General features: G+C 73.7%; 7 protein-coding genes and 1 rRNA gene. 1 reads left to right on the top strand and 7 read right to left on the bottom strand.

Annotation, left to right across the window (positions count from 1 at the left end):
• Positions 1-12: 12 nt before the first annotated feature.
• The 4 genes from AB0B41_RS19340 to AB0B41_RS19355 form a co-directional block, all read right to left on the bottom strand.
• Complete coding sequence (locus AB0B41_RS19340) at positions 13-669, bottom strand: alpha/beta hydrolase (protein WP_358204998.1); 657 nt, start codon at positions 667-669, stop codon at positions 13-15.
• A 29-nt stretch (positions 670-698) separates the two neighbouring features.
• Entirely contained in the window at positions 699-821 is a 123-nt protein-coding gene (locus tag AB0B41_RS19345; protein ID WP_358205001.1) for a hypothetical protein, read from the bottom strand.
• Positions 822-853: 32 nt separating this feature from the next.
• Positions 854-5,578: an NAD-glutamate dehydrogenase gene (locus AB0B41_RS19350; protein WP_358205003.1), complete on the bottom strand. Its 4,725-nt coding sequence runs from the start codon at positions 5,576-5,578 to the stop codon at positions 854-856.
• A 220-nt stretch (positions 5,579-5,798) separates the two neighbouring features.
• Complete coding sequence (locus tag AB0B41_RS19355; RefSeq protein ID WP_358205005.1) at positions 5,799-6,677, bottom strand: hypothetical protein; 879 nt, start codon at positions 6,675-6,677, stop codon at positions 5,799-5,801.
• A gap of 2,682 nt (positions 6,678-9,359) precedes the next feature.
• Between AB0B41_RS19355 and AB0B41_RS19360 the strand changes: the two genes are divergently transcribed.
• Complete coding sequence (locus AB0B41_RS19360) at positions 9,360-9,794, top strand: hypothetical protein (RefSeq protein ID WP_358205008.1); 435 nt, start codon at positions 9,360-9,362, stop codon at positions 9,792-9,794.
• A 712-nt stretch (positions 9,795-10,506) separates the two neighbouring features.
• On the opposite strand, the gene ettA is transcribed toward AB0B41_RS19360, so the two are convergent.
• The 3 genes from ettA to rrf form a co-directional block, all read right to left on the bottom strand.
• On the bottom strand, positions 10,507-12,183 hold the full coding sequence (gene ettA, locus AB0B41_RS19365) for an energy-dependent translational throttle protein EttA (RefSeq protein ID WP_358205010.1): 1,677 nt from the start codon (positions 12,181-12,183) through the stop codon (positions 10,507-10,509).
• Positions 12,184-12,208: 25 nt separating this feature from the next.
• The gene (locus tag AB0B41_RS19370; RefSeq protein ID WP_358205013.1) at positions 12,209-12,724 is read right to left on the bottom strand and encodes a single-stranded DNA-binding protein; all 516 of its coding nucleotides are present in this window, start codon (positions 12,722-12,724) and stop codon (positions 12,209-12,211) included.
• 242 nt (positions 12,725-12,966) lie between these two features.
• Positions 12,967-13,083, bottom strand: a 5S ribosomal RNA gene (gene rrf, locus AB0B41_RS19375).
• Positions 13,084-13,224: the final 141 nt, after the last annotated feature.

A 13,224-nucleotide genomic window follows, 5' to 3' on the forward strand; every position in this document is an offset into this window, starting at 1 on the left:
CCTCTCACCCGCTCAGACGGCCGCGACCAGCGCCTCCGCCACCTCGACCGGGCGGGAGAGGGCGTTGAGGTGCCCGCCCGGCACCGCGACGACGTCGAGCCCGAGCCGCTCGCGGGCCACCCGCCGTTGGAAGGCCAGGGGGAACAGGCGGTCGTCGGCGCCGGCCAGCACCGTCGTCGGGACCGCCGGCCACGCCTCGAGCGGGTACGGCTCGGCGAACGAGCGCTCCGACTGGTTCCGGCCGACGCGCCTCAGCTCGGCGCGCAGGTCGTCGGGCATGTCGTGCAGGAAGTCCCGCTCGAGGTCGAATCCGTCGAACCCCGCCTCGGCCCGGGCCTCGGCCTGCCGCGTGGCCTCCCACCAGCGCCCGGCGCTCTCCCCCGGCACCGGGATCATCGGGTTCACCAGCACGAGCCGCCGGGCCTTCGTCGCCGCGCAGACGAGGGCGCCGGTGTACGCACCCATCGACTGGGCGACGACGACCGGGTCGGGCCGGCCGTCGAGGGCGTCCAGGGCGAGGGCGGTGTAGTCCGCCCAGCCCACGGACTCGTCGTCGGCGGGCAGGTCGACGGCGACCGGCTCGTGGCCGCGCGCCGTCAGCTCAGGGACGACCCGGTGCCAGTACCAGGCCTCGCCGCCCGCGCCGGGCAGCAGCAGGAACGTCGTCACAGGGGGTGGACCGGCCGGCCGGCCGGAACTCATCGCTCCCGGCAGGCCGACGCGACGGAACCGTGGAGGTCGGCCCGCATCTCCAGCGGCGTCCCGGGCGGGTACTCGCGCAACGACGGCAGGGCGACCACCTCCGCGTCGCGGTCGTCCACGAGGGCCTTACTCGGCTGAGGGTGTCGCCCCGTCACGCTACCCGTGCGAGACCCCGCAGCTGCCGGGAGACGACGGAGAGCGTGGCCAGGTCGAGCTGCCCGGCGCCCGCGATCTCCTGCAGCGCCGCCCGCGCGCGGACCAGCCGCGACGCATTGGCCCGCTCCCACTGCGCGATGGTCTCCGGCACGGGCGTGCCCGGCGCTGCCTCGCGCAACGCGTCGAGGGTGATCGCGCGCAACGACCCGTAGAGGTCGTCCCGCAGCGCGAGCCGGGCGAGCTGGTGCCAGCGGTCGCCGCGTGGCAGCGCACTGACCGAGGTCAGCGCCACGTCGACGCCGAGATGGTCGCTGAGCGCGAAGTACGTGCGCGCGACCTCCTCCGGGTCCCGCGGCTCGCCGTCGCGCTCGGACAGCTCGATCAGCTCGACGACGTCGAGCAGCCCGAAGCCGTGCACCGCCGTCGCCGCGCGCCGGGCCAGCTTGTCCGGCACGCCCTCGTCGAGCAGCTCGGCGGTCCGGTTCTCCACGGCCTCCTTCTCCCGGCCCACGAGGAAGTCCGGGAGCCGGCGCCACAACGTGCGTACCTGCCCGGCGAAGCGGGCGGCCTCGGCCCCGACGGCCAGGGGCTGGGGGCGGTTGGCGAGGAACCAGCGCGAGGCCCTGTCCAGCAGCCGGCGGGACTCCAGGATCAGTCGGTCGGCGACCTCGACGGGCAGCTCGGCGGCGCGGATCTGCCGCCAGTGCGTCCGCAGCGCGTACACGCCGGTCACCACGGCGTAGGCGCGGACGGCGTCGGACGGGCTGGCAGCGGTCTCCTCGCCGATCCGGAAGGCGAAGGTGGTCCCCGCGCCGTCGACCATCTCGTTGACCAGCAGCGTGCAGAGGATCTCGCGGTGCAGCGGGTGGCGGCGGATCGCGTCGGGGAACCGCTCGCGCAGCGGGTGCGGGAAGTACTCCGGCAGCCGCGGCGCGAACGCGGACCCCTCCAGCAGGTCGCTGTCGAGCAGCCGGCGGGTGAGGTCGAGCTTGACGTGCGCGAGCAGCGTCGACAGCTCCGGCCCGGTCAGGCCGTCGCCGGACCGTTCGAGGGCTTTGAACCCCGCCGGCGTGGGCAGCACCTCCAGGGCCCGGTCCAACCCGGTGCGTTCCTCCAGGTCCGCAATGACCCGGGAGTGCACGTTGGCCATCTCGCCGGAGTGCGACCGGGCGACGCCCAGGACCGCGTTCTGGTCGGTGTTGTCGGCCAGGACCAGGGAGGCGACCTCGTCGGTCATCTCGGCGAGCAGGGCGTTGCGCCCCGGACGGTCCAGCTCGCCGACGGTGACCAGCCGGTCGAGCAGGATCTTGATGTTGACCTCGTGGTCCGAGCAGTCGACGCCGGCCGAGTTGTCGATCGCGTCGGTGTTCACCCGCCCGCCGTGGCGGGCGTACTCGATCCGGCCGCGCTGGGTCAGCCCGAGGTTGCCGCCCTCGCCGACGACCTTGACCCGCAGCTCCCGGCCGTCGACGCGGATGGTGTCGTTGGCCTTGTCGCCGGCGTCGGCGTGCGCCTCGGTGGAGGCCTTGACGTAGGTGCCGATGCCGCCGTTCCAGAGCAGGTCCGCCGGGGCGAGCAGGATCGCCCGGATCAGCTCGGGCGGGCTCAGCTTCACCACGTGCTCGGCCAGGCCCAGCGCCTCCCGCATCTCCGGGCCGACCGGCACCGCCTTGGCCGTGCGCGGCCAGACCCCGCCGCCGGGGCTGATGGTGGTGCGGTCGTAGTCGTCCCACGAGCTGCGGGGCAGCGCGAACAGCCGGCTCCGCTCGGCGAACCCGCGGGCCACGTCGGGCGTCGGGTCGACGAACACGTGCCGGTGGTCGAAGGCCGCGACCAGCCGGATGTGCTCGGACAGGAGCATCCCGTTGCCGAACACGTCGCCGGACATGTCCCCGACGCCGACCACGGTGAAGTCCTGGGTCTGGGTGTCGACGCCGAGCTCGGAGAAGTGCCGCTTGACGCTCTCCCAGGCGCCGCGGGCGGTGATGCCCATGGCCTTGTGGTCGTAGCCGACCGAGCCGCCGGAGGCGAACGCGTCGCCGAGCCAGAAGTCGTAGCTCGCGGCGACCTCGTTGGCCACGTCGGAGAACCGGGCGGTGCCCTTGTCCGCAGCGACGACCAGGTAGGAGTCGTCGCCGTCGTGGCGCACCACGTCCGGCGGCGGGACGGTCTCGCCCCGCACCAGGTTGTCGGTGACGTCGAGCAGCCCGGAGATGAAGATCCGGTAGCAGGCCTCGACCTCGGCCGGGTCCGGGCGCAGGGCGCGGACCACGAACCCGCCCTTCGCCCCGACCGGCACGATCACGGCGTTCTTCACCATCTGGGCCTTGACCAGGCCGAGGATCTCGGTGCGGAAGTCCTGCGGCCGGTCGGACCAGCGCAGCCCGCCACGGGCGACCGGCCCGAACCGCAGGTGCACGCCCTCCATCCGCGGCGAGTACACGAAGATCTCGAAGCGCGGCCGCGGCGCCGGCATGTCCGGCACCGCCGCCGGGTCGATCTTGAAGGAGGTGAACGCGCGGTCGCGGAACCAGTTCGTGCGCAGCGTCGCGACCATCGTCGCCAGGAAGCCGCGCAGGATCCGGTCCGCGTCCAACCCGGTGACCTGGTCGATCAGCGTGGTGACCTCGGTCAGCGCCTCCTCGGTGACCTTCGACCGGTTCTCCTCGGCCGGGTCGAACCGGGCCCGGAACAGCTTCACCAGCCCGCGTGCGACGGCGGGCTGGGCCAACAGCGTGTCCGCCATGTACTGCACCCCGAAGGTGCTGCCGACCTGCCGGGAGTAGCGCGCGTAGGCGCGCAGCAGCGCCGCCTCGCGCCAGTGCAGGCCGGCGTGCAGCACCAGCGCCGAGAACCGGTCCGCCTCGGCGTCGCCGCCCCAGGTCGCGCGGAAGGCGGCGCAGAAGTCCCGGTCCAGCGCCGCCTCGTCCCGACCGGCGAGGTCGGTGTCGGCGAAGTCGGCGGGGTCGAGGCGCAGCCCGAAGTCGTAGAGCCAGCAGCGACGACCGTCGGGCCGGACGAACTCCGACGGGTGCTCGTCGACGACCTCCACGCCCAGGTGCTGCAGCACCGGCAGGATCCGGGTCAGCGACACCGGCGAGTCGAGGTAGATCGCCAGCCGGCGCTCGCCGTTCTCGTGGTGCAGCCGGACGTCGAACCCGCCCTCGGGCAGCGCGAGGATCCGCTTCAGGTCCTCCACCGCGCGCTCGGGCCTGGTGCCGGCCTTGTAGGAGTCCGGGATGCCGGCGAGCAGGCCGGGCACGGTGACCGCGGCGGCGCCGAGCCGGTCGACGAGCCGGTCGTCCCAGGTCCGGACGGCCTCGGTGAGGGCGTCGGTGAGCTCCTGCGCGTCCGGGTCGACCGGCGCCTGCGCGGGGTCGGTCTGCACCATGAAGTGCACGAGCGCGTAGGGCGCCTCGGTGACGCGCGCGGTGTAGTCGACGGCGCTGCCGTGCAGCCGGTCGCGCAGGACCTCGGCCATCGCCAGCCGGCTCGTCGTGGTGTACCGGTCGCGCGGCACGTAGACCAGGCACGAGACGAACCGGTGGTGCGGGTCCCGGCGCAGGAACACCCGCACCGCGCGGCGGCCGGCCAGCCCGAGGACGCCGACCCCGACGTCGTGCAGGTACTCCGTGGTCGCGCTGAACAGCTCCTCGCGCGGCAGCCCGGAGATCACCTCGAGCATCTGCTGTCCCGAGTACGACTCCTGCGGGAAGCCCGCCCGCCGGATCGCCCGGCGCACCCGCCGCGCGATCACCGGGATGTCCAGCACGCTCTCGTACATCCCCGGGACCGTGAGCATGCCGAGGAAGCGGTGCTCGCCGGTGGGCGCGCCGTACTGGTCGAAGGTGCGCAGGCCCACGTAGTACGGGTGCGCGGGGCGCAGCACCCGGCTGCGCACGCCGGCGCGGGTGAGGATCAGCAGCTCCTCGGCCCGGTCCGGCCCGCCGCCGTCCGGGACGAACGCACCGTTGTCGAGCGTGTCCCGGCGCAGGACACCCAGGCCCGACGCGAGCTCGGGGCGCAGCCGCCCGCCGTCGATCCGGTAGTGGCGGTAGCCGAGGAAGGTGAAGTGGCCGTCGGCGAGCCAGCGGAGGAACTGGGCGGTCTCGTGGCGCTCGGAGCCGCGGTCGGTGCGGACACCGCGGGGCACCAGCTCCTCGGCGAGCAGCTCGTCGGCGAGGGTGCGGATCCGGCGTTCCATCCGGTCGCCGTCCTCGACGGTCTCGCGGACGTCGTGCAGCGCGGCGCGCAGCTCCTCGGTGAGGGCGGCGGGATCGACGGCGGTGGTGAGGTCGAGCCGGATCCAGGACTCGGCGAACGTGCCGCGTGGTGGGTCGGCGGGGTCGGCGTCGGGCAGGACCTCCAACAGCTGCCCCGCCACGTCCCGCCGCACGACGACGATCGGGTGCAGCAGCCGCCGCATCTCCGTCCCGGCGCGCGACACCGCGACCAGGGTCGAGCCCACGAGGTAGGGCATGTCGTCGGTGACGATCCGGACGGCCGTCCCGTCCACCCGGACCAGCGGCTCGCCGACCAGGCGGCGGGCGGCCAGGGACAGCTGCTCGGCCGCGACCTCGCCGAGCGGGGGCAGCTCCGGGCTGTCGCCGTGGGCGGTCGCCCCGTCCGCGGGCGCGTGCCGGGCGTAGAGGGCGGTCAGGCCGTCCAGCCCGGCATCGGCCGGCTCCGCGGCGGTGGTGTGCTCACGGGTCCGGCTCATTCTCGGCGACTCCGGGTCTTGCGAAAGTTGCTCGGGGCGGCGCCCACACTAGCCCCCGATCGGCTGATCGCGGCGGCGACCCGAGCGCGATCCGGTCACCCAGGGGAAGCAGCTGGTGGCGGTGGGTGGCGGGGATGGAGCTCGTTCACTCCACCCCGGCCGGCCGCCGTTGCCGGCAGTCCGGCCGGTCGCCGGCGGGGCCGGCTCGGTGTGGAGGTCGTCAGAGGCCGCGGTACGCCGCCATCGCGCCGGCGAGGAGGTCCCCGAGCCCCAGGGACTCATTGGACGTCCCCTTCGCCGCCGCACCGTCCGGCTCGGTGCCGTCGCCGGACCCGGTCGGAGCGTCGGCGTTCCTCGCCGGGCCGGTCGCCGTGGAATCGCTGTCAGCGGTGCGGTCGGTCGGGGCACCCTCCGGGCCGGCCCGACGACCGTCCCGTGCCGGAGCTCCGGCCGATCCGGCGCCGTCGGCAGGTGCCGGTGTCGTCGAGGCGGCGGCAGGTGCCGCGGTCGTCGAGCGGGCCGGGTCGCCCTCGTCGTCCGCCGTGCGTGCGCCCTCGACGCCGGCGGATCCGGCCGCTCGCCGGTGCCGACGACCACCGCTCCCGGGGCGGACCGCCAGGTCCTCCATCCGGAACGCGGCGGCACTCGTGCGCCCGTTCGACCGGCCGGCCGGCGGCGACGGTTCGAGGTCCTGGATGAGCTGGACCCCGGTGACGCCGTCCGTCCCGTGCACGGTGCCCCGCAACCGCGCGCCCCGGAGCTCCGCGCCGCCGTCGACGCTGGCGGCCAGGTCCCGCATCACCGGGTGCAGCCATGCCGCGGTCTCGCTCCGGTCGCGCCCCGGCAGATCGACGCGCAGGGTGCTGGGGTCCCCGCTCCGAACACGGCTCCGGCTCGGCAGGTGCACGCGCATACGGTCGGTGAGCCCCCGCAGCACACGCTCGGCCTCCGGGGACCCGATCCGCCGGTCCCCGTCCACGAGGTCGAGCACCACGGACGTGCCGACCGCATCACTCTCGGTGGGCCCGCTCCCGCTCCCGGTGGACCCGCTCCGGTCGGCCGGCAGGGCCCCGGACAGCGCGTCCGGCTTGCCCCACACGCGGTCCAGCTCCGCGATCGCCGAGCGCAGCCAGTCGTCCGCCGCCTGCGCCGCGGCCGACGGCTCGACCCCCGCCGAGGGCGGCTCACCCGCCCGCGCCGCCGTCCCGTCGAGTGCCGGCTGCCCGCCGTATCCCGGCGTGCCCGTGTCCTCAGCGTCCTGAGGTCCGGACGCTCGAGTGCGCCTCAGCTCACCGCCGCGGGTCCGCCCGGCTCCGTTCTCGTCGCTCGCGAGGCTCGATTCACCAGCGCGACCCTGATCGCGTCCACGACCCGACTCGGCACCGTCGCTCGACCCAGCTCGCCGGGCCGGCTCGGCTCCATGGCTCGGCTCGGTTGCGCGGCCCGGCTCATCGACCCGGCCCGGCTCAGCTCCGCGGCCCGGCTCAGCTCCACGGCCCGGCTCGGACGTGCGGACGCGGTCGTCGGCACGGCCCAACTCATCGACGCGACCCAACTCATCGACGCGACCCAACTCATCGACGCGACCCCGCTCGCCGACGCGACCCAACTCGCCGACGGAGCCCAACTCGCCGGCGCGCTTCCCAGCGCGAGCCCGGCGTCCACCACCCCGGCCCAGCTCGCTTGCACCGCTCAGCGCACCGAGCCCCGCCTCGGCTGCGCTCGGCTGCTCATCAGCCGGCTCGCCGGTCCGTGCCGGCGCCGTCGACGCCGTGCGGTCGGACTGTGCCTCGGCAGCCTCTCGCGCCCGGCGCCGCGCGGCGCGGCCTCCACCCTCGGCAGTAGCCAGCAGGTCCGCCACCAGACGTGCGGCACGCTGCCCGTCGGCGGAGAGCCGGTCGGCCGAGCGACGCGACCGGGGCCGCTCGCCTTCCGCCGCCCGCGCCCCCCGGACCTCACCCCGCACCCCGTCCTCGATGCGCGCACGAGAACCGGCCGAGAGCTCTGCACCCTGCGGCCCGGTCTCCGCGCTCGCCTCCCGAGCCCCCTCGTGGACGCGACGCCGGGCCCCGCTGCGACCCGCGGAGACGGGGTCACTCAACTCCTCCGTGCCCCTGATCGAGAACTCCTCGCCGAGCCGGCCGCCGGGCCCGACCGAGCCGCCCGACTCGTCACCCGCCTCGCCCGGCGGATCTGATTCGTCGCCTTCCTGGCGGGCGCCCGTGGTCGTCCGGTCAAGGCCCTCGTCCAGCACGCTGCGCCCGGTCCCCTCGACCGACCCGCCACTGCCGCCACTGCGACCGCCGACAACGCCGGGCAAATCGTCACCGGGCCGCAGCCGGGGCCAGGAACGGGATCGCCCGTCATCGCTCCACTGACCCGAGGCCCGCAGCTCGGAGATCAACGCGTCCCCCAGCAGCGCCCCGTAGGAGGCGGTCCGCCGCTGGTCCGCGTCGTCGATCGGGACCGCGGTCGCCATCGTCCGCTGCCGAAGCTTCGTGCGTGGTTCGTACGCGCGCTCGGACTCACCCTCGGCGTCGGTCATGGTGCTCGGCGAGTCGACCGAGCCGCCTCCGAGCAGCCCGTTCCCACCGCTGTCGCCAGGGCCGCGTCCCGGCGCCGATTCCACGCCCCGGCCGTTGGTGACCGACGCCGCATCGTCGCGAGGTACCGACTCCCGCCCGTCGTCCTTCGAGCTGCGCTGTGCGGTCGACGCCGTGTCGCCATCGGGCGAGCGCTCGTCCGGGCTCGTGGGCGCGTCGGCCTCACCGCGCCGCCCGGCCCGACGGCCGGAAAGGGTCTCCTGCTCACCCCTGCGCCCGGCGCCGGCAGTCCGGAGGAGGTCCTCGCCGCCGCGGCTCGCGCGACCGGAGGCCGGGAACAGGCCTTCCGCCGGACCGCCCCGGCCCGCGCGGGCGACGTCGTCGCTACGGCGCCGTCCAGAACCCGCCAACACATCCGCGAGGCCAGAACCATCGGCGCCAGGACCGGCCGCGGCGGAATCGCCCCCGCTCCGCCGACGACCGGGCTCCGGGAGTGCTTCCTCGTGCCGGGCGCCCCGGACCGGGTCAGCGGAGTCGTTCCGGTGGCCGCGCCTGCGGCCGACGGTCGCGGCCACGCCCTCGTCGAGATCATCCCGACCCGAGCCTGCGTGCCCGCCCTCTGCACCTCGGGTGCGATCGGAGGCCGGAGCTGCACCGCCAGCGGTCTCCGCACGCTGTCCGCCGCGACGGGCCTCGAGATCCGCGGCCGGGCCGGCGTCGTCGCGCCGCCTGGCGCCACGATCGCCATTCCGCACAACGCCCCGCGCTCCGAGGTCGCTGATCGCGCCGCGGTCCGCACCGTCGACCCGCCCGGCGCCCACGGTCGGTTCGGCGTCGTCGGTCTTCCGCCGCCGCCCGGCCGTCACCTCGAACCCGTCGGCGGAACCGTTCGCTGCGCGGTGCCTACGGCCGCCGCCCTCGCCGGCCGAGGTCTCGCGACGTCGCCCCGCGGGTCGCGCTTCGGCCAACGGATCGGCGATCGAGCTGCTCCACGACGCCGGCAGGATCCCCGCGTCGAGTCCGCCCAGCAGGGCGTCGATCGCGCTCGTCGGTCCCCTGCCCCCCACAGCCGGGTGCGCAGGAGACGTGCCGTTCCGCGTTCCGCCTGCAGCCCCGGGAAAGTCGGAGAACCCGCCGGCACCCGTCTCCGTGCCACGGGAACGTCCGGGTACACCGGTGCCACGGGCGTCGCTCCGACCGTCAACACGTGGGCCGCTACCACCAGGCGTGGAGCCCCGGTGGCCGCCTCGAACTGGAGCGTCGTCGCCGACCAACCGATCCGCGACGGCGGCGACCAGCTCGCGGAACCGTCGCCCGCGCTCCGCGTCGCGATGCTCCGCCTCGAGCCCGGCCCGCGTCGCAGCCAGGGCGACGTCCAGCCGGCCCTGCTTCTCGGCGAGGTCGCCGAGCGCGATCCGGCACGCACCCTCGAGCCCGGGGGTGTCGACCGTGGCCGCGTACTCGGCGGCTTCGGACAACGCCCGCTCGGCAGCGGCGCCGTCGTCGGCCGTCGCCTGCGCGACGACGAGCCGGAGCTGCGCAGCCTGTCGCGTCGCCTTCACAGTGCCGCGTCTCGCCACCACATCCGCCAGGGCGCGTGCCTCTGTGCGACGTCCGGCCGCGAGCAGGGCACCGAGCCGCTGCGCCGACAGCGCGTCGACCAGATGGGGTGACACCGGACCGGGGGCCTCGCCGTCGCCGGCTCCGAGCAGGCGCAGGCCTTCGGCCGCGGCGTCGACGGCCTCGTCCGTTCGCCCGCCCTCCCGCGCCGCCGACGCCCGCGCGAGCGCGACGGCGGCCGGGTAAGCGGGGCCGGGCAACAGACGCGCTGCCTCCGCGCGAGCGTCATCGAGGACGCCACGCACCTCGTCCGGCTGGTCGCCGGATCGACAGCGCGCCAGGACCAGCCGGGCGTCGAACCGGGACTCCGGCGACTCGTCGGCACGTCCCAGCACAGCCTGGGCGAGCCGTCGAGCCAGCGCGACGTCGCCGTTGTCCCGGCACGCCGACGCGACCTCGACCAGCAGCCGAAGGGCCGCCGTGTCCGCAGGGTCGACGTCCGACGAGTCCAGCGCCGCGAGGGCCTCGACGACGGCCGCGCGCCCGTCGCCCACCGCCGCGATCCCGTGCACCCGCCACCCGAGGGCGGCGAGCCACAGGGCCGGGTCGCCGGACCGCGCCGCATCCGCGACGTGCCCGGCGAGATCGGCCGTGAGATCCGGCCTGCTCCACCGCAGCGACGAGGCGACACCGATCATCGCCGCCCCGGACATCTGGTCCCCGCCGTGCCGGACCACTTCGGACATGCACCCTCCCGTGCACCCCGACTCCGGGGTCGCTCCCGCTGCCGCTCCGTGACCTCAGGCCGCCGGAGAGTGATAGCTCTCAGTCACGAGTCAGCTTACGGTGCGTCACACGGTGCGGTCGCGCCGCATCCGCTCCGAGGCGCTCGATCTTGTTCTTCTCGTACGCCTCGAAGTTGCCCTCGAACCAGAACCAGCTGGCCGGGTTCTCGTCCGTGCCCTCCCACGCGAGGATGTGGGTCACGACGCGGTCGAGGAACCAGCGGTCGTGGGAGATCACCACGGCGCAGCCCGGGAACTGCTCCAGCGCGTTCTCCAACGACCCGAGGGTCTCGACGTCCAGGTCGTTCGTCGGCTCGTCGAGCAGGATCAGGTTGCCGCCCAGCTTGAGCGTGAGGGCCAGGTTCAGCCGGTTCCGCTCACCACCGGACAGCACGCCGGCCGGCTTCTGCTGGTCCGGGCCCTTGAACCCGAATGCCGCGACGTAGGCCCGCGACGGCATCTCGGTCTGCCCGACGTGGATGTAGTCGAGCCCGTCGGACACGACCTCCCACACGTTCTTCTTCGGGTCGATGCCGGCACGGTTCTGGTCGACGTACGACAGCTTGACCGTGTCGCCGACCTTCACCTCGCCCGAGTCCGGCTTCTCCAGGCCGACGATCGTCTTGAACAGCGTGGTCTTGCCGACGCCGTTCGGCCCGATGACGCCGACGATGCCGTTGCGGGGCAGTGAGAAGGACAGGTCCTTGATGAGCTGCCGCCCGTCGAAGCCCTTGTCCAGGTGCGAGACCTCGACGACGGTGTTGCCCAGTCGTGGGCCCGGCGGGATCTGGATCTCCTCGAAGTCCAGCTTGCGGTGCCGGTCCGCCTCGGCCGCCATCTCCTCGTAGCGGTCGAGCCGCGAGCGGCTCTTCGCCTGGCGCGCCTTGGGGTTGGAACGGACCCAGGCCAGCTCCTCCTTCAGCCGCCGCTGCAGCTTCGCGTCCTTCTTGCCCTGGACGGCGAGCCGCTCCGCCTTCTTCTCCAGGTAGGTGGAGTAGTTGCCCTCATAGGGGAAGGTACGGCCGCGGTCCAGCTCGAGGATCCACTGCGCCACGTTGTCGAGGAAGTACCGGTCGTGCGTGACGGCCAGGACCGCGCCCGGGTAGGAGCTGAGGAACTGCTCCAGCCACAGCACGCTCTCGGCGTCGAGGTGGTTGGTCGGCTCGTCGAGCAGCAGGAGGTCCGGCTTTGCCAGGAGGAGCTTGCACAGCGCGACCCGTCGGCGCTCACCACCGGAGAGGAGACCGACCTCCGCGTCCGGCGGCGGGCACCGGAGCGCATCCATCGCCTGCTCGAGCTGGGAGTCGAGCTCCCAGGCGTCGGCGTGGTCGAGCTCCTCCTGGAGGGTGCCCATCTCCTCCATCAGCGCGTCCGAGTAGTCCGTCGCCATCTGCTCGGCGATCTGGTTGTACCGGTCGAGCTTCTGCTTGATCTCGCCGACGCCCTCCTCGACGTTCCCGAGGACGGTCTTCTCCTCGTTCAGCGGGGGCTCCTGCTGGAGGATGCCGACCGTCGCCCCGGGCGCCAGGTATGCCTCGCCGTTGTTGGGCTGGTCCAGCCCCGCCATGATCCGCAGCACGCTCGACTTGCCGGCGCCGTTCGGCCCCACGACACCGATCTTGGCTCCCGGGTAGAAGCTGATCGAGGCGTTGTCGAGGATGACCTTGTCGCCGTGCGCCTTGCGCACGTTCTTCATGGTGTAGATGAACTCCGCCACGCCCACGATGGTAGTTCCGGCCGGGTCAGGCCCTCGCGGCCGGTACGACCTCGGCCACCTGTCCGAGCCGCTCGTCGTCCGGCACGGGGCGCGGACCGACCGGCACACCCTCCTGGGCAGCGCCGTCGTCGCCCTGTACCGGCATCCCGGCCTCCTCCACCAGGCTGCCGTCGACGGTCCGTCGCACCCTGGTGACGGCGGCCATCGCCGTGTTCAGATCGGGTCCGACGGCGTCGGCCACGAGCGTGACCGCCGTGCGGGTGCGCCCCTCCTGCTCGTAGTCCCGGACGTACAGCCGGCCGTGCGCGATCACCGGGTCGCCCTTCACGAACGACCCCTGCACGTTGCGGCCCAGGTGTTTGCGCCAGATGTCGACGGACACGTAGGAGGTCGACGACTCCTTCCACTGCCCCGTCGTACGGTCCAGGTACCCGTGGTTGCAGGCCATCCGGAAGGAGACGACCTCGCGGCCGCCGCCCAGGTCCCGCTTGACGGGCGCATTCGTCAGGCGGCCCACGACGGTCGTCAGGATCTCGGTCATCTTCTCGCTCCTCGTGTCGGTCGATCCGGTGCACCAAGCATCCGGCGAGAACGGGAGCTCAAGGGAACGAATGCCGATCCTGTGGACACGAGGACCCGGGTGGGGAACGTTCGACGCCGCCCCCGGCAGCGGAGCGAGAAATTGTCGGTGGATCGTGTTAGCCGCGCAGCAGGCGGCATCCCGATCCGAGAACGCAGAAAGGCCCCGGAACCGAAGCTCCGGGGCCTTCCTGAAAGGTTTGATGTCGGCGGCGACCTACTCTCCCACACCCTGGCGAGTGCAGTACCATCGGCGCTGGAGGGCTTAGCTTCCGGGTTCGGGATGGGACCGGGCGTTCCCCCTCCGCAATGACCACCGACAACACTATTCACCTATCCCCACCGCACCCCTCATCGAGGGGCGCGACCGGGTCGAACACCAACCCCTCCGACCCGAAACCGGGCCGGACTGGTTGTGTGCTCAGGGTCACACAGTGGATGCGAACAACATGTTGTGGCAAG

Origin of the sequence: Pseudonocardia sp. NPDC049154 (genome assembly GCF_040648315.1) — a bacterium.
Classification (GTDB): Bacteria; Actinomycetota; Actinomycetes; order Mycobacteriales; family Pseudonocardiaceae; genus Pseudonocardia.